At 71.7% G+C, this 15,666-nt stretch carries 13 protein-coding genes; 8 read left to right on the plus strand and 5 right to left on the minus strand.

Annotation, left to right across the window (positions count from 1 at the left end):
- Positions 1 to 42 precede the first annotated feature (42 nt).
- Entirely contained in the window at positions 43 to 396 is a 354-nt protein-coding gene (locus JEQ17_RS05845) for a hypothetical protein (protein WP_200394201.1), read from the plus strand.
- A 32-nt stretch (positions 397 to 428) separates the two neighbouring features.
- On the opposite strand, the gene JEQ17_RS05850 is transcribed toward JEQ17_RS05845, so the two are convergent.
- Positions 429 to 1,169 carry a DUF6624 domain-containing protein gene (locus tag JEQ17_RS05850; protein WP_325176244.1) on the minus strand — a complete coding sequence of 247 codons (741 nt, stop codon included), beginning with the start codon at positions 1,167 to 1,169 and terminating at the stop codon, positions 429 to 431.
- Positions 1,166 to 1,726, minus strand: coding sequence for an ATP-binding protein (locus tag JEQ17_RS05855; RefSeq protein WP_200394202.1), 561 nt, complete (start codon positions 1,724 to 1,726; stop codon positions 1,166 to 1,168). The genes JEQ17_RS05850 and JEQ17_RS05855 overlap by 4 nt, the downstream gene beginning before the upstream one ends.
- A gap of 153 nt (positions 1,727 to 1,879) precedes the next feature.
- On the opposite strand from JEQ17_RS05855, the gene JEQ17_RS05860 reads away from it, so the two are divergent.
- A complete protein-coding gene (locus tag JEQ17_RS05860; RefSeq protein ID WP_234048686.1) occupies positions 1,880 to 2,704 on the plus strand; it encodes an SDR family NAD(P)-dependent oxidoreductase in 825 nt (274 codons plus the stop codon).
- 35 nt (positions 2,705 to 2,739) lie between these two features.
- Here the strand turns inward: JEQ17_RS05860 and JEQ17_RS05865 are convergent, their stop codons facing one another.
- Positions 2,740 to 4,161: a tetratricopeptide repeat protein gene (locus JEQ17_RS05865; protein WP_200394204.1), complete on the minus strand. Its 1,422-nt coding sequence runs from the start codon at positions 4,159 to 4,161 to the stop codon at positions 2,740 to 2,742.
- A 290-nt stretch (positions 4,162 to 4,451) separates the two neighbouring features.
- Between JEQ17_RS05865 and JEQ17_RS05870 the strand changes: the two genes are divergently transcribed.
- The 4 genes from JEQ17_RS05870 (at position 4,452) to JEQ17_RS05885 (ending at position 7,138) form a co-directional block, all read left to right on the plus strand.
- Positions 4,452 to 5,273, plus strand: a complete 822-nt coding sequence (locus tag JEQ17_RS05870; RefSeq protein WP_200401323.1) for a helix-turn-helix domain-containing protein — start codon at positions 4,452 to 4,454, stop codon at positions 5,271 to 5,273.
- 3 nt (positions 5,274 to 5,276) lie between these two features.
- Positions 5,277 to 5,522: a DUF397 domain-containing protein gene (locus JEQ17_RS05875; RefSeq protein WP_200394205.1), complete on the plus strand. Its 246-nt coding sequence runs from the start codon at positions 5,277 to 5,279 to the stop codon at positions 5,520 to 5,522.
- Positions 5,523 to 5,777: 255 nt separating this feature from the next.
- On the plus strand, positions 5,778 to 6,308 hold the full coding sequence (locus JEQ17_RS05880) for a hypothetical protein (protein WP_200394206.1): 531 nt from the start codon (positions 5,778 to 5,780) through the stop codon (positions 6,306 to 6,308).
- 20 nt (positions 6,309 to 6,328) lie between these two features.
- Positions 6,329 to 7,138, plus strand: a complete 810-nt coding sequence (locus JEQ17_RS05885) for an SAM-dependent methyltransferase (RefSeq protein ID WP_200394207.1) — start codon at positions 6,329 to 6,331, stop codon at positions 7,136 to 7,138.
- 87 nt (positions 7,139 to 7,225) lie between these two features.
- On the opposite strand, the gene JEQ17_RS05890 is transcribed toward JEQ17_RS05885, so the two are convergent.
- Positions 7,226 to 8,623, minus strand: a complete 1,398-nt coding sequence (locus JEQ17_RS05890) for an FAD-binding oxidoreductase (protein WP_200394208.1) — start codon at positions 8,621 to 8,623, stop codon at positions 7,226 to 7,228.
- Between the two features lie 116 nt (positions 8,624 to 8,739).
- On the minus strand, positions 8,740 to 11,340 hold the full coding sequence (locus JEQ17_RS05895) for an ATP-binding protein (RefSeq protein WP_200394209.1): 2,601 nt from the start codon (positions 11,338 to 11,340) through the stop codon (positions 8,740 to 8,742).
- A 238-nt stretch (positions 11,341 to 11,578) separates the two neighbouring features.
- Here JEQ17_RS05895 and JEQ17_RS05900 point away from each other — a divergent pair, with 238 nt between their 5' ends.
- Positions 11,579 to 14,866 (plus strand): family 78 glycoside hydrolase catalytic domain, encoded by a 3,288-nt coding sequence (locus JEQ17_RS05900; RefSeq protein ID WP_234048096.1) that lies wholly within the window; start codon positions 11,579 to 11,581, stop codon positions 14,864 to 14,866.
- Between the two features lie 76 nt (positions 14,867 to 14,942).
- On the plus strand, positions 14,943 to 15,638 hold the full coding sequence (locus JEQ17_RS05905; protein ID WP_200401324.1) for an alpha/beta fold hydrolase: 696 nt from the start codon (positions 14,943 to 14,945) through the stop codon (positions 15,636 to 15,638).
- The last annotated feature ends 28 nt before the right edge of the window (positions 15,639 to 15,666 follow it).

Consider the following 15,666-nt stretch of genomic DNA (forward strand, 5'->3'; position numbering starts at 1 on the left):
GGACGGGACGGCGCGCATCCGCACAAGAAAAGGTGGCTGGTCATGACGCCTGGCACGCATCTCGCTCTGACGCTCACGCTCAGCGGCGGCACGGCCGCCGACGCGCGGGCGGTCGTCCACACCCTCGAATCCGCCTTCGGAACGGCGGACGACATGCCCGGGGACGGGGGCGCCACGGTCTACACGGCCGCCTTCGACAACGACATACCGGCCGATGCCGGTATGACACCGCCGACCGTGCCACCGCTCTCCGCGCCCGTGACCGTCACCCTGCAGGGCAGCCCCGAGGCGGTACGGCGGGCCGACGAGACCCTCACCTCCGTCTTCACGGTGCGCGAGGAGGGCATGGTCTCCGGCGACCAGGAACAGGAATGGCAGCTGCGGCTGGAGCCGTAACACCGCCTCCGCGGTCGCGCCGAACCGCGGCCTCAGCCGCCGAGGCGCAGCGCCCGCATCTGCTCGTCGAGCGGGCACAGCCCGACGTCCTCGCGGCGCTCGTCGAGCGTCCGGGGCTGACGGACCGGATACGGGCGGAAGGTCGCGGGGTCGACTCGGGTGCCGTAGAACTGCGGCTGGCCGAGTTCGACGGCGCAGTGGTCGGCGATGTACGCGTGGTGCGGCGCCGGGCAGCGTCCGTCCGCCGTGGCCTGGGCGATCAGGTCACGGCAGGCCAGCTGGAATTCGAGGTCGGGAGCGTGCAACAGGATCATCAGCGCCGCCGTGGAGGCGGGCGCGCCGACCACGTCGGCGGTCGGCCAGGCATGGCGCTTGACGATGGTCTTCAGCGCTTCGGCGTTTCCTCTGCGGCACTCGGTGATACGGCGGCGCGCGACCTGCGTGGGGCTGCGGTGCGCCGCCCGCGTCACTCTCCGGTCCTCGTCCGCCCTGCGGACCAGCTCGCGGGCGAGGGCGGCCGCGAGCGCCGGTACGACGACCGGGCGCACTTCCCGTACCTCGCCGTGTATCTCGTCGTGGCTGCGCCCCGCGCCTTCCTCACCCGCCGTGTCGTGCACTCGCCCCGCATGCCCGTCCCGGCACGGGTGCCCCGGGTCGTCCGGGGCACCCGCCGGCTCCGTGGGCCCGTCGCGACCCGGGCGGGGGGCGACCCCCGTACGCCCCTCTCGCACCGTGTCGTGCGCGACGTGGCCCGGCATGCCGGAACCGCTCATGACGCCCCCTGGATTTCCAATGAGAACCACACCCGCTTCCCCGTCTCGCCGGGGTCGGGCAGTGCGATGCCCCAGTCGTCGACCAGCGCGGCCACGATGGCGAGCCCGCGTCCGGACTCGTCGGCGGCGTCCGCCGTGCGGTGGCGCGGCAGATCGGGCGAGTGGTCGGCGACCGTCACCCGCACTTCGTGGTCGGTGCATTCGACGCTGACGGTGACCATGTCACCGGCGTCGGGGCTGCCGTGCCTGACGGCGTTGGCGAAGAGTTCGTCGGTGGCCAGGACGGCGTTGTCGAGCTGCTCGGCCGGCAACCGCAGGTACGCCAGCTGCTCGGCGACCATGCGCCGTACGCCCGAGGCGCGCGAGGGCTGCGCGGGGACCACGATGCGAAGGGCACGGGCCGCGCGCACGGAGGCGGGCACGGGCGGAGCCGCGGACGCGGCCGGGACGCTCTGGTCCGTCTCACCGGTCCAGGGCCGGCCGGTGGGCGAGTCATGGTCCGCGCCGCGCGTCAGCGAGTGCGACGGCCCACGGCGGTGTGCCCTGGATGCCGTCATCGTGCCTCCTTCGAGTGCAGCACGGGTGGGGGACGGTCTCGGTGGCTGCTCGTGCAGCCAACCGGCCGGAGCGGCGGCGGACCAGGGAGTGCGGGGGTTGTCCGGTTGCAGGCGCGTAGTGGTGTGGCATGTATGTTCGAAAGCGTGAGCAACGTGAGCGAGGGCCGGACCATCGAGAGCGGGCAGGATGCCCGCGGCTGGTCCGGCGTGAGCGGCAAGCGCGTGCTCGTCACCGGCGGTACGCGCGGACTCGGCGAGCAGATCGTGCGGCTGCTGGCCGCCGAGGGCGCCCGGGTGGCAACCTGCGCCCGGACCGCACGGGACCTGGACACGCTGAGAGGCACGGTTGATGCCGCAGCGCCCGACGGGTTGTTCACCCGAGCCCTCGACGTCACCGAACCGAAGCGGCTGGAGGCGTTCGTCACGGCCTCGGCGAATCGCTTCGGCGGCCTCGACGGGGTGGTGGCCTGTGCGGGCGGTTCTCGCGGGCGCGGCCTCGAACAGACGGACGCCGGGGACTGGGCCGCGACCTGGGAGCTGAACGTCGGGCACACCGCGCGGCTGGTACGGGCCGCCGTCCCGTATCTGCGTACGGCGGGCGGTGGCTCGGTCGTGGTCATCTCGTCGATCTCGGGCTGGAAGCCGGGCCCCAACTCGCAGTACGGGACCGCGAAGTCCGCGCAGATCCATCTGGCGGCCTCGCTGGCCCGCGAGCTCGGCCCGGACGGGATCCGGGTGAACTCCGTCTCGCCGGGGTCGATGCTCATCCCGGGCCGGCGCTGGGACCGGATGCGCAGGGAGGAACCCGAGGCCTTCGCCGCGTTCGCGGCGGCCGAGCTGCCGGGCGGGGAGCCGGTCGCGCCGCAGGAGGTGGCGCGCGTGGTGGCGTTCCTGCTGTCGGACTGGTCGAGCGGGATCTCCGGGGCCAATCTGCCCGTCGACCGCGCCCAGAACGCCCCCTCGCCCGACGGTTACTAAGCAGTCGGGCAGGCCGGTCGCGCCGGGGCCGATGGTCATGCCACCGCCCCCAGCACCGGTCGCGACCTGCGCTCGAACTCCTGGACCAGCGGCTCGTGGCTGCGGGGCTCCAGCCTCTTGCGGAAGTCGCGCAGGGCCTGGATGGACCGCTCGCTGTGCACCGTGTTGAGCGTGTCGAGTGCCTTGGTCGCCGTGCCGATCGCCTCGTCGAGGCGGTTCTGCTGAAGGTGCGCGGTCGCGAGTACGGAACGGCTGATGGCCTGGCGCCTGCGCCGGTCGGCGTTGGCGTCGATCGACTCACCTGCCATGCGCTCCGCCTGTGCGGCCAGGCCGAGGTCGCGGAAGCACAGGGCGGACTCGGCCTGCAGATAGTGGTGGTCGAGGAAACGCACCCACACGGACTCCTGCGCGGCTCCGCGGCTCGCGTCCAGCTGCTGTTCCGCGAGCCTCAGCGCCTCGGCCGTCTCACCGGAGCGGCCCCGCGCCGCGTGTCCGCGCGCCGACATGGCGTACAGGCGCATCAGGCCGAGCGGGCTGCCCGAGTCCTTCGCGGTCGCGATGCCGGCCCTCGCCAGCGCCACGCCCTCGTCCGGGCGGCCGAGGTTGGTGGCGAGGTGGGAGAGCCCGGCCAGGATCTGCCCGCCCAGCACACGGTCGCGGCCCTCGGCGCAGAGCCGCAGCGCCTGGGTCATATAGCGCTGCGCGAGTCCGTACTCCCCCGCGTCGTACGAGCTCCAGCCGGCCATCGCGGCGAGTCGGGCGGCAGCCGCGTACAGCAGGCGCTGCTGGTGCGGGGGCGTGCCGCGGCGCTGGAGCATGGGCACGACCTCGGTGCACAGGTAGTGCACGATGCTCGTGCGCACTCCGCCGCCGCCGAAGTGGTTGTCCATCTGGTCGAACATGCTGATCATGGCGTGGACCTGCTCGACGGGACCGCCGTCGGTGACCGGCGCGAGCCGTGTGACGTCGTGATTCCCGGCGTGCTCGAGCAGCCAGAGCAGCCACTCGCGCTGAGGGTTCGTCAGGGCGCCTGCGACGAAGGGGACCGCGCCGAGGAGGCTGCGGCGGGAGATGTCGGTGGAGCCCAGTTCGGCCAAGGTGTGCAAGGTGTCTGCCAGGTCTTCGCGGTACACGAGTGCCCTGCCGACGACCGGGCGTTGCTGGTCGGGCAGAAAGCCGAGGTCCGTCGGCGACACGGCGTGGCCGAGTCGCTCGGACAGGACGGCGGCGATCAACTCGGGGGTGTTTCCCCGGGGTTGCTGGCCGTTCAGCCAGCGGGTGACCGACGCCTTGTCGTAGTTGGAGTCCGCGCCCTGTCTGCGCCCCAGTTCGTTGACCCGGAGGGCGAGCGAGGCGTACGAGCAGCCGGCGTCTCTGAGGGCGGCCGCCAGCGCCTTGTTGGCCCCGGCGGGACCCTTGCCGGGGCTCCTCGATTGTCCGTCGGTCACGGTGGCCATCCAGGTGTCGCATCGCGGTGCTGCGGTCTGCCCTCCCTGCCGGGGCGTCAAGTCCGGGGAGGCGGTGCGCTGTTGTGCGCCGTCGCCGCCGGACTGTGCGGCAGGTCACTCGATCACTATGATGGCCGACACACTCAACCCGCAACAAGCGTTCTGATAATTTCAGAACGATCCTCATCGCTCTGTCTGTGTCAGCGACCTCGTGGCACACTGCACGCTGTGACGGCCGTTCCGGGAGGTAGGACGTGAGCGACAACCGCTCGGGCGGCAGTGCACCGACCGTCCTGCGGATGGTTCTCGGCAAGCGGCTCCGGCATCTGCGGGAACAGGCCGGAGTCTCCTTCGAGGACGCCGCGCGGGCCATCGAGGTCACTCCTCTGACGGTCCGCCGGATAGAAAAGGCCGAGGTCGGCCTCCGTATCCCCTACGTGAGGGAGCTGCTGCACACCTACGGAGTCCCGGACTCCGAGGTCGACGACTTCCTCGCCCTGGCCAGGGAGGCCAACCGGCCGGGCTGGTGGTACTCGTACCGCGATGTCCTGCCGGAGTGGTTCAGCGCCTACGTGAGCCTGGAGAGCGAAGCCAGCGTCATCCGTCTCTACGAACCCCACTACGTCCCCGGCCTGTTGCAGACGCACGACTACGTGGCCGCGCTGATGCACATCGGCTTTCCCAACGAGACGAAGGAGGAGATCGACCGCCGCGTCGCCCTGCGCCTCAAACGCCAGGACCTGCTCGCGAAATCCGACGCACCGGCCGTCTGGGCCGTCCTGGACGAGACGGTGCTGCGCCGCCCGGTGGGCGGGGCCGAGGTGATGCGGGCCCAGATCGACCGGCTGAACGAGGCCCTGGACATGCCGAAGGTCCGGATCCAGATCCTGCGCTACTCCGTGGGAGCCCATCCGGGCGCGTTCGGCCCCTTCCACCACTTCCGCTTCGGCTTCTCCGAACTGCCCGATGTCGTCTACACCGAGAGCCTCGTCGGCTCGGTCTATGTCGACCAGCCGGCCGACGTCGTGACGTACCTCGAAGTAATGGACCGGATGTCCGTGCAGGCGGAGCCGGTCGCTCGGACCAGGGCCATCCTGGCTGAACTGCGTAAGGAGTTGTGAGCCATGAATTCCATGGACCCCATCCACAGCGGTATGCCCGCCATCGATCTGGGAACCGAGGGCTGGCAGAAGCCCTGGAGCGGCACCAACGGCGGCAGCTGTGTCGAGGCCAAGCGACTGCCCGACGGCAGCGTCGCGTTCCGCCAGTCCAAGGACCCGGACGGGCCCGCGCTGATCTACACCCGGGAAGAGATGATCTCGTTCCTGGAGGGCGCCAAGTCCGGCCAGGCCGACTTCCTCGTCGCCTGACGCAGATCGTCGCCCGACGCCGATCGTCACTTGACGTCGTTCGTCACCTGACGTCCCTCGCCGCCCGGCATCCCGTCGAACTCCCGCGTCGCGAGCCCGCGTTCCGACGCCCTCGCCCGCCGGACCGGGCGGCACCACTACGCCCGCACAACCGTCCGCCACTACGGCCGCACAACCGGACAACCCGCACGCGCACTCCCGCCGTGCGGGTCGTCCGGCCACACTGGGGAAGTCGGTCGTCCTGGAGGGAGTGGTATGCGTACGCTCCATGAGGCCGTCGACCGGTGCCGGACACTGGTCGTCGAGGGCCCCGACGGCATCGTCAGAAGCGGGCTGCTCGCCGAACTGGTCCGCAGCGGATTCATGATCAGGCGCTCGCGGGGCCATCTGCACCACGTGGACCCGACCCGCCCGTACCGCGAACTCCTCGCTGCCCCAGGCCGCCTGGCGGTCGACGGCGGCATCGTCCACGAACTGGTCTACGGGCCGCTGCGCCGCGGGCACTCCCGGGTGACCTGGATCCAGGCGCTCGACTTCGCCGAGTCCGTGGCCGAGCGGGACGGCGCCCTTCTCCATCTGACGGACTCCGGTCGCCGCCCGGACACCGAGAGCGCCGAGGTTGCCGACGCCTACCGCCGGGTGTTCCGCACCCTCGCCCAGCATGTCCCCGTCGTCACTCTGGACGTCGGCGGCCCGGGCCCTCCCATCCGTGCGCCATCCGCCCCCGATCTTCAACTGGGGCGATCCAAAGGGCAGTTGACGGTAGGTTGGAAGCAGACCGCGTGACGCACGGCAGGAGATCTCCCATGGCAGACGGCCAGTCCACTCCCGACCAGGACGCTTTGTCCAAGATCGACACCACGGTGCCGCATTCGGCCCGCATCTGGAACTACTGGATGGGCGGCAAGGACAACTACGAGGTCGACCGGGAGGCGGGCGACGCCTACCGCGAGATCGCCCCGAACATCGAGACGATGGCCCGCGCCTCCCGCGGCTATCTGATCCGTACCGTGACGTTCGTCGCCGGTGAGCTGGGCATCCGCCAGTTCCTGGACATCGGCACGGGCCTGCCCACCTACGACAACACCCACCAGGTCGCCCAGCGCGTGGCGCCCGAGTCGCGGATCGTCTACGTGGACAACGACCCGCTGGTGCTGCGGCACGCCCAGGCGCTGCTCACCAGCACCCCCGAGGGCGTCACCGACTACATCGACGCGGACCTGCACGAGCCCGAGCAGATCATCGAGGCCGCCGGCAAGATCCTCGACTTCGGCAAGCCCGTCGCGCTGATGCTGATGGGCATCCTGGGCCACATCCAGGACTACGAGGAGGCCCAGTCGATCGTCCGCCGTCTCCAGGCCGCGCTGCCGTCGGGCAGTTACTTCGTGCACTACGACAGCACCGACACGGACGCCGAACTCAAGCGGGCCCAGGAGGGCTACGACGACACCGGCGCCGTCCCGTACGTGCTGCGCAGCCCTCGGGAGATCTCCGTCTACTACGACGGTCTGGAACTGCTGGAGCCCGGCATCGTCTCCTGCCCGCTGTGGCGCCCCGAGCCGGGCACCACTCCGGAGGCGACGGATGTGTACGGGGGCGTCGCCCGCAAGTCCTGAGTCCGCGCGCCCGGAGCCCCCGCGGCCCGGAGTCCCCACGGCCCTGACGCCCCCCGTTGGCGCCAGGGCCGCTCCCGGGCAGGCCGGTCAGGGCCGCGCGGCCGGCTCGATGTTCTGGTTGAGCCGGAACAGGTTGCCCGGGTCGTACTCGGCCTTGATCCGGGCCAGCCGGGCGTAGTTGTCGCGGTAGCTGGCCCGTACGCGCTCCTGGCCCTCGTCCATCATCATGTTCACGTAGGCGCCGCCCGCCGAGTACGGGTGGAGGGCCTCGAAGTAGTCGACGGTCCACCGCTTGATGTCGTCGGCGTTGGCCGGGTCGGGGTCCACGCCCGCGTAGACGGACGCCCAGCGTGCGTCGCGGTAGCTCCAGGCGGTGTCCGTCGGGGCGTGGTCGTGGACGGCGCCGTCGATCGGGTACAGGTGCATCGTCGACTTCATGGTGGGCAGTTCGGCGCCGAACTTGGCGTGCAGGTCGATCGCCTCGGCGGGGATCTCGTTGACGAAGTCGGCCCGCCAGTACCACTGGTCGCCGGGCGGGTAGAGGCCGTCGAAGGCACCCTGGATCATGGGGTGCGGCATTGGCGCGGGGCCGTGCAGCATCGGCTCCGGCAAGGCGTCGAGCAGGGGTGCCATGGCGCGTGCCGCCGCGTCCGTGTCCTCTCCCGCGTAGCACCACACGACACCGCAGGCCTTGCGTCCATGGAGCTCCTCGGGGAACGGCGGGGCGGGCGGGACCGCGCCGATCAGGAAGAAGCCGTTCAGTTCGCGGGGCGCGTGCGGGATGAAGTCGCGGTAGGCGGCGAGTACTTCGGCGCACTGCTCGACGGGCCAGAACGTGGGACCCGCCACGACCGTGCTCACCTCGTGCAGCCGGAACAGGAACGAGGTGACCACGCCGAAGTTGCCGCCTCCGCCGCGGATCGCCCAGAACAGGTCGGGGTGCTCGTCGGCGCTCGCGGTCACGTGCCGGCCGTCGGCCAGGACGAGCTCGGCCTCCAGGAGGTTGTCGATGGCCAGCCCGCACTTGCGGGTGAGATGACCGAGGCCGCCGCCGAGCGTGAGGCCCCCGACGCCGGTCGTGGAGATGATGCCGCTCGGGGTGGCCAGACCGTGCGCGTTGGTGGCCCGGTCCACCTCGCCCCAGACGCAGCCGCCGCCGACGCGGACCGTCCTGGCCTCCGCGTCGACCTCGATGTCCTTGAGCGGGGACAGGTCGACGACGACTCCGCCGTCGCAGGTCCCGAGTCCGGCGCCGTGGTGCCCGCCGCCGCGTACGGCGAGCGGCAGGTCGTGGGCGCGGGCGAAGCGGATGGCGTGCGTGACGTCCTCGGCGCTCGTACAGCGCGCCACCAGGGCGGGCCGGCGCTCGATCATCGCGTTGTAGACGGGACTGGCCTCGTCGTAGCCGGAGTCGTCCGGCCCGATCAACTGCCCCTTGAACTGGGTGAGTTCCTGCCGGGCCGCCTGTGCTGGTGTGACGGACATGTGCATCCCCCGATCCGGGACCCGGCTTCCGGGCCCCCTTCCGTGGGCCTGTTTCTAGTCCCGTCCCCCGTGCGCAGATATCCGTGCCGGTCACTCAGCTCGGCGTCGGCGGCTACCTAGGTCTCGCGTCCGGGCACCAGCCCCAGCTCCGTGGCGCGGGCGGTCGCCTGGCGCCGGGAGCGGGCACCGAGCTTGTCCAGTACGGCGGAGACGTGGTTGTCGACCGTACGGACCGACACCACGAGCCGCTCGGCGATCTCGGGGTTGGTCAGCCCCTGGGCCAGCAGCCGCACGACCTGGAGCTGGCGCTCGGTGAGGCCGGCGGGGTTGTCGCGCGTCGCGGCGAGCGGGCCGCGCGGGATGTGGCGCACGCCCAGCTGCCGCAGTTCGCCGCGGACCAGTCGTGCCAGGGGCTCCGCGCCGAGTGCGTCCAGACCGGCGAGGGCCGTGAGCTTGTCGTCCGGGTCCGGGCTCTCGGCGAGGGCGGCGGCATCCTCGTACGGGCAGCCGGCCGCGCGCCAGGCCTCGGCCGCCTCGCGCCACCGTCCGGCGGCCTGGAGCGCGTACGGATGGTCCCAGCCGTCGGCCGGTACGGGGCTGCCCGCCTTGGTGAGCCAGTAGCCGAGCTCGGCCACGTGCGGCATGGCGGACAGTCGGCGTGCCTCCTCGAAGACCTCACCGGCGACCGCGATCACCGCCGCGTGATCACCCCGGAGCCAGGCGGCCTCGGCCCGGGCGACCGCGACGGGCCCCGTGCGCTGCAGTTCGCGGGTGCGTACGGCGATCTCCCAGGCCTCGTCGAGCAGTTCCTCCCCGCCGTCCCGGCCTCGGCGGACGCGGACGCGGGCCAGCACGGTCAGCGCGGGACAGCGCGCGGGCACGAAGTCGTGGGCGCCGATCTCGGCGTGCCGCTCCGCGTCGTCCCAGGCCGCGGCGGCGAACCGGCGCAGTGCCGTCGCGACATGGAGATAGCTGAGGAAGCCGACGTGTTCCGCCCGATCCGCCAGCGCCATCCCGGGTGCCAGGAAGCGGTCGGCCTCGGTGAACTCGAGGCGTTGGAGCAGCGTCCAGATGAGGTTGGCGTACGAGCGGCAGGCGTGCTCGACCTCGCCCGCGGCCAGCGCTACCTTCAGGCTCTCCTCCAGTTGGGCGCGGCCCAGTGGGTCGCCGTCGCGCCAGCGGGCGGAGCCGACGTTGTTGAGGGCGTGCGCGAGGATCGCGTCGTCGCCGGTGCGGCGGGCCAGGGCGATGGCTCGCTCGCCGAAGTCGATGGCCAGGGCGGTGCGTTCGGAGAGCATGTGGAGCTGGGAGGTGTTGCTGAGGGCGAGCGCGAGCAGCCGGTCGTCGCCCGCGTCCTCCAGGACGGCGATGGCCTCGCGCGCGGCACACTGTGCCTCGTCGGCGTTGCCCGCCCACCAGTGGATACGGGACAGCCAGCGCAGGTCGGCGCCGAGTGCCCGGGTGTCGCCGAGGAACCGGCGCAGCGCGACCGCGTCCCGTTCGGCGTCGACGGCGGCCGCGGAGTCGGCGATGGTGTAGCTCTCGACGGCGTACCGCTCCAGCAGGTCGGCGAGTTCGGCGGCCTCGAACCGGTCGCGCTGTCGCAGGACGAGCCGCAGGTGGGCGGCGGCCTCCCGGTGCGCGCCCGCGCCTGAGGCGTCCCGGGCGGCGTCGGGACCGTACCGTGCGACGGCCTCCTGGTCGCCCGCTTCGGCCGCGTGGTGGACGACTCGGGCCGGGTCGGAGCCGGACTTGGCGACGAGTGCGGCAAGGACGTGGCGGTTGAGTTCGATGCGCCGTGCGGCGGGCAGCGAGTCGGCGACGGCCCGGCGGATCAACTCGTGCCGGAATCCGGCCCGTTCGGGTGTGACCGTGAGCAGTCCGCGCTGTTCGGCGGCGGCCAGTTCGGCCACGCCGTCCGTGAACAGCGCGTCGACGAGGGGACGTTCGACGGCGGACGGGACCACGGCGAGTTGTTCCAGGGCGTCACGGGTGCGGTCGTCCAGGCCGCGCAGCCGGGCGAGGACGGCGTCGACCACGGTCGGCGGGACCCCGCCGGTGCCGCCGGCCGCCACCACCTCGGCGACGAAGAACGGGTTGCCCGAGGTCACCTCGTACACCTCGGCCGGGTCCAGACGGCTCACCGAGCTCAGCTCCCGCACGGCTCCCGCGGAGAGGCGGGACAGCGGGAGGCGGTGAACGCGTTCGGCCCGGGAGACCTGGCCCAGGAGGTGGTGCAGGGGATGGCGGCGGTCCAGTTCGTCGTCGCGGTAGGTGAGGACCAGGAGGGCCGGGAGGCGTTCGACCCGGTGCACCAGGAACCGCAGGGCGTCGAGCGAGGCCTCGTCGGCCCAGTGCACGTCCTCGACGACGAGGACCGCCGGGTGCGGGGCGGCGGTCAGTTCCGCCCGCAGGGCGTCGTACACCCGGGGCCGGTCGCCGCCCGCCGTGAGAGCCCGGGCCAGTTCGGCGCCGACACTGCCGACGAGGTCACGGAAGGGGCCGAGCGGCCGGCGGGTCGCGAGGTCGTCGCACTCCCCCACCAGGACGCGGGCCTTCTCCGGCAGCACGGCCGGCATGGCCTTGACCAGGCTCGACTTGCCGATACCCGCCTCGCCGAAGACGAGCGCCACCGAACCGGCTCCGTCGGCCGCGTCCCGCGCGGCGACGGCCAGCTGATCCAGCTCGTCGTCTCGTTCGAGGATCCCCCAATCCACGCTGTGATTCTGGCACGCGCCGGGCCGTTCCGGTCGGTCGCGAACCACCTGGGGCGCCTGTCCCGACCTCACCACCCCCTGAGGCCTCGACGGTCACAGTGTGCACGCCCCTTGAAGCCCGACAGCCGGACTGCATAGGATCGTTCACAGTCGAATGAATCGTTTCAACGACCTCGGACACCCTCCTCGCTTCGTCACCCGCATCCGTGCACGCATGTACGCAACCAAGGGGCCACAGATGACCAAGGGTTGGAACCGCCGTGTCTTCCTCCGCACCTCCGTCGCCGGAGCGGGCGCATCCGCCGCTCTGGGTTCCGGGGCGGTCGAGACCGCCAGCGCGTCTGCGGGAACCGCCGCCGACGCCTCGGGGGCCGGCCGGCTGCGGATCGAGCGCACGACCGTCGAGTACGCCGAGACACTGCTCGGAACCGAGGTCGAAAAGCCCAGACTGACCTGGGAGTTGGCCGCCGAGGGGCGCGGCGCCCGGCAGAGCGCGTACCAGGTGAGAGTGGCGCTGAGCGAGAAGAGCCTGCGTCAGGGGCGGCGCACGGTCTGGGACTCGGGGCGGGTCGCGTCGGACCGTACCGTCGGCATCGCCTACGACGGTCCGGCCCTCCATCCGCGCACGCGCTACCACTGGCACGTCAGGGTGTGGGACGGCGAGGGCCGGCCGTCGGCGTGGAGTGCGCCGCGCTGGTGGGAGACAACGTTGTCCAAGGAGGCCTGGGAGGGGTTCTGGATCGGTGCGGCCGCCGCTCCCGAGCCGCCGACGTTCGACGGAGCGTCCTGGATCTGGTCGCCCGGCTCGACCTCCAACAGTGCGCCCGCCGGGCCCCGTTGGTTCCGCGGCTCGCTGACGCCGACCGCGGGCGCGGAGATCCGGAAGGCGACGCTGCTCGCCACGGCCGACGACGACTTCACCCTGTATCTCGACGGCGAGAAGGTGGCACACCAGCCCGAGCAGACCGATGCCTGGCGGCAGGGCCATCTCATCGACGTCACCGATCAGGTGCGAGCCGCCGGGGACGGCCCGATCGTGGTCGCCGCGCTGGCGACGAACCGCGGCAACGCCTCCGTCAACCCCGGAGGACTGCTCGTACGGCTCGTCGTGGAGAGCGGATCGGACACGGTCGAACTGGTCACGGGTGAGGGGTGGCGCTGCGCCGAGAATGAGCAAGAGGGCTGGCAGCGGCCGGAGTTCGACGACAGCGGGTGGCCCGAGGCGGCCGTGCTCGCGGCCTACGGCCAGGGGCCCTGGGGCAACGGTGTGTCGATCACGGCGACCGAACAGGCGGCCCCGCTGCTGCGACACGAGTTCACCCTCCCCAAGCCCGTGGCGCGCGCCCGTCTCTACATCAGCGGACTCGCCTACTACGACGCCGAGATCAACGGCAGACGCGTCGGCCGCCAGGTACTCGACCCTGGGTTCACCGACTACGACGAGACCGTGCTGTACGCGGTGCACGACGTGACGGACCATCTCCGCCGGGGCACCAACGCCATCGGGGTGACCCTCGGCCGCGGCTTCTTCGGGATGACGACACCGAACGTGTGGAACTGGCACCGCCCCCCGTGGCACGGCGAGCCACGGCTCCTCGGCCAGCTGGAGATCGACCACCCCGACGGTTCCCGCACCACGGTCGCCACGGACGACCGCTGGCGGATCACCGAAGGCCCGACTCTCTCCAACTCCCTCTACGCGGGCGAGAGTTACGACGCGCGCAAGGCGCCCGGAGCGGCCTGGTCCCGCCCCGGATTCGACGACAGCGGCTGGCGGAAGGTCCAGCGGCAGACGGCCCCGAAGGGCACCCTGCACGCGCAGCCGCACGATCCGATCGAAATCATCGAGACCGTACGTCCGGTCGCGGTCGAGGAGTTGAGTGAGGGCGTGTACGTCGTCGACATGGGCCGCACGATGGCCGGCTGGACACAGCTGACCGTGCGGGCCGGCGCCGGGACGACCGTACGCATGATCCACGGAGAGAAGCTGAAGTCCGACGGAAGCGTCCACGCCGAGACCGGACACGTCCCGGGCCGCTTCCAGACCGACGAGTACGTGTGCGCGGGCGGCGGCGCCGACGAGGTGTGGGAGCCCAAGTTCTCGTACAAGGGCTTCCGTTACGTGCAGATCAGCGGGTTGCCCGCGAAGCCGAAGCCGTCACAGGTGCTGGGCCGGGTCGTCCATACGCGCGTGGCGGAGACGGGTACCTTCGCCTGTTCCGAGCCGTTCTACGAGCGGCTGGAACGGGCGATGCGGCGCACGGTCCTCAACAATCTGCACGGCATTCCGACGGACACGCCGATGTACGAGAAGAACGGCTGGACAGGTGACGCGCAGCTGGGCGCGCCCGTGATGACGTACGCGCTCGGAGTGCACCGCTTCCTGTCGAAGTGGCTCGGTGACCTGAAGGACAGTCAGAACACCGACGGGCAGCTGCCGGTGATCGTGCCGAGCGGCGGCTGGGGATACGGCGACCTCGGTCCGTCGCCGGAGTGGACGACCGTTTACCCCTTCCTGCTGCGGGAGATGTACCGCGTCTACGGGGACGAGCGGCTGGCCCGCGACCACTGGGCGCCTCTGACGCGCTATCTGGACTGGGAGATCTCGCGGCTGAAGGACGGGCTCGCGGTGACCGCGCTGGGCGACTATCTGCCGCCGGGGTACGGCGGCAACCCGCCCGAGGACACCCGGCTGACCGCGACGGCGTATCTGCACCGGGCGCTCACGGACACGGCGGAACTGGCGGACCTGCTGCGCGACGCGGAGGTCGCCGACCGCTATCGCAAGGCCGCCGACGGGCTCAAGGCGGCGTTCAACGCGGCCTTCCTGGGCCCGGACGGCCACTACCGCACGGCGAAGGACCCCGGTTACCGGCAGACCAACAACTGCATTCCGCTCGCCTTCGGGCTGGTCCCGCCGGGCGCCCGGGCCACGGTCGTCGACTCGCTCCTCGCCGACATCGAGCAGCGCGGCAACCATCTCAACACCGGTGCGCTCGGGACGAGTGTGCTGTTGCGGCAGCTGTCGGCTCAGGGGCATCCCGAGGTGGCCCACGCGATCGCCACGCAGCGCACGTACCCGAGCTGGGGCTACTGGTTCGAGAACGGCGCCGACACCATGTGGGAGATGTGGCCGCTCGACTCGCGTTCCCGGGACCACTACTTCCAGGGCACGGTCGTGCAGTGGCTGTACGAGAACGTGGCCGGGCTGCGTCCCGGAGACGCGGGCTACCGGACCTTCACGGTCCGCCCGGACGGCCGTACGGGCGTGAACTGGGCCCGCACCTCGGTCAGCACGGTGCGTGGCGAGGCTTCGGCGGCCTGGTCGGTCGTGGACGGTTCGACCCGGCTGTCGGTGCGGGTGCCGGTGGGTTCGACGGCCGAGGTGTGCGTGCCCGCGCCGAGTCGCTCGGCGGTGAAGGCGCCGGGCGGGGCGCGGTTCGTGCGGGTGGAGCCGGGGTTCGTGGTGTATGAAGTGGCGCACGGCGGCTGGGAGTTCGTGGCCCGGGCCCGGGTCGCCGGATGATGTGAGTCGGTGGCGAGATCGGCGGCGGCTCACCGCGGCCTGGAACCTCGAACCTCGTACCGAGAAGGGCATCGACGTGCAGCTCAACACCCGTACGTGGGGATCCGGCGACAAGAGTGCCGTGCTCGTCCACGGCATCATGTCCGACTCCCGCACCTGGCGGCGGGTCGGACCGGCGCTCGCCGAGCGCGGGTACCGGGTGGTCGCGGTGGATCTGCGGGGGCACGGTGCCTCGCCCCGCGGTGAGTACAGCCCCGCGCTCTTCGCCCGCGACCTCGTGGACACGCTGGGCGGGCGGGCCGACGTGGCCATCGGGCACTCCCTGGGCGGACTCGCGCTCTCACTGGCCGTGGACCGGCTGCGGCCGTGCCGGGCGGTGTACTGCGACCCGGTCTGGGCGACGTCGGCGCCCGGCCGGCGGGTGGACGCGGCCGCGTTCGTCGCCGGCAAGCACGCGACCCGTGAGCACATCGCCCGGCTCAACCCGCGCTGGGACGAGGCCGACATCGACATCGAACTCGCCACACTCGCGGACTGGGATCCCGACACGGCCCACTTCCTCGGCGACCGCCCCCTGCTCGGCTTCCTGCCCGCCCAGCCGGTGGTCCCCTCACTGGTCCAGCTCGCCGACCCGAGCCATCTCATCGGCCCCGAGGACGCCGCCCACCTCCGAAGGAGCCACTTCGAGGTCCGCACGGTTCCCGGCGCGGGCCACACCATCCACCGGGACGACTTCGACGGCTTCATGAAGTCGTTGGAGGGCTGGATCTGACCTTCCGGGACAAGGAGTTGGAGGCGCG

This window comes from Streptomyces liliifuscus, assembly GCF_016598615.1.
Taxonomy (GTDB): domain Bacteria; phylum Actinomycetota; class Actinomycetes; order Streptomycetales; family Streptomycetaceae; genus Streptomyces; species Streptomyces liliifuscus.

Coding starts and splice junctions, on each gene's coding strand:
- JEQ17_RS05890 (WP_200394208.1), bottom strand. CDS start 8,623: ATGTCCGTCACACCAGCACAGGCGGCCCGGCAGGAACTCACCCAGTTC.
- JEQ17_RS05850 (WP_325176244.1), bottom strand. CDS start 1,169: ATGAGCGGTTCCGGCATGCCGGGCCACGTCGCGCACGACACGGTGCGA.
- JEQ17_RS05870 (WP_200401323.1), top strand. CDS start 4,452: ATGGTTCTCGGCAAGCGGCTCCGGCATCTGCGGGAACAGGCCGGAGTC.
- JEQ17_RS05880 (WP_200394206.1), top strand. CDS start 5,778: ATGCGTACGCTCCATGAGGCCGTCGACCGGTGCCGGACACTGGTCGTC.
- JEQ17_RS05845 (WP_200394201.1), top strand. CDS start 43: ATGACGCCTGGCACGCATCTCGCTCTGACGCTCACGCTCAGCGGCGGC.
- JEQ17_RS05875 (WP_200394205.1), top strand. CDS start 5,277: ATGAATTCCATGGACCCCATCCACAGCGGTATGCCCGCCATCGATCTG.
- JEQ17_RS05865 (WP_200394204.1), bottom strand. CDS start 4,161: ATGGCCACCGTGACCGACGGACAATCGAGGAGCCCCGGCAAGGGTCCC.
- JEQ17_RS05885 (WP_200394207.1), top strand. CDS start 6,329: ATGGCAGACGGCCAGTCCACTCCCGACCAGGACGCTTTGTCCAAGATC.
- JEQ17_RS05855 (WP_200394202.1), bottom strand. CDS start 1,726: ATGACGGCATCCAGGGCACACCGCCGTGGGCCGTCGCACTCGCTGACG.
- JEQ17_RS05900 (WP_234048096.1), top strand. CDS start 11,579: ATGACCAAGGGTTGGAACCGCCGTGTCTTCCTCCGCACCTCCGTCGCC.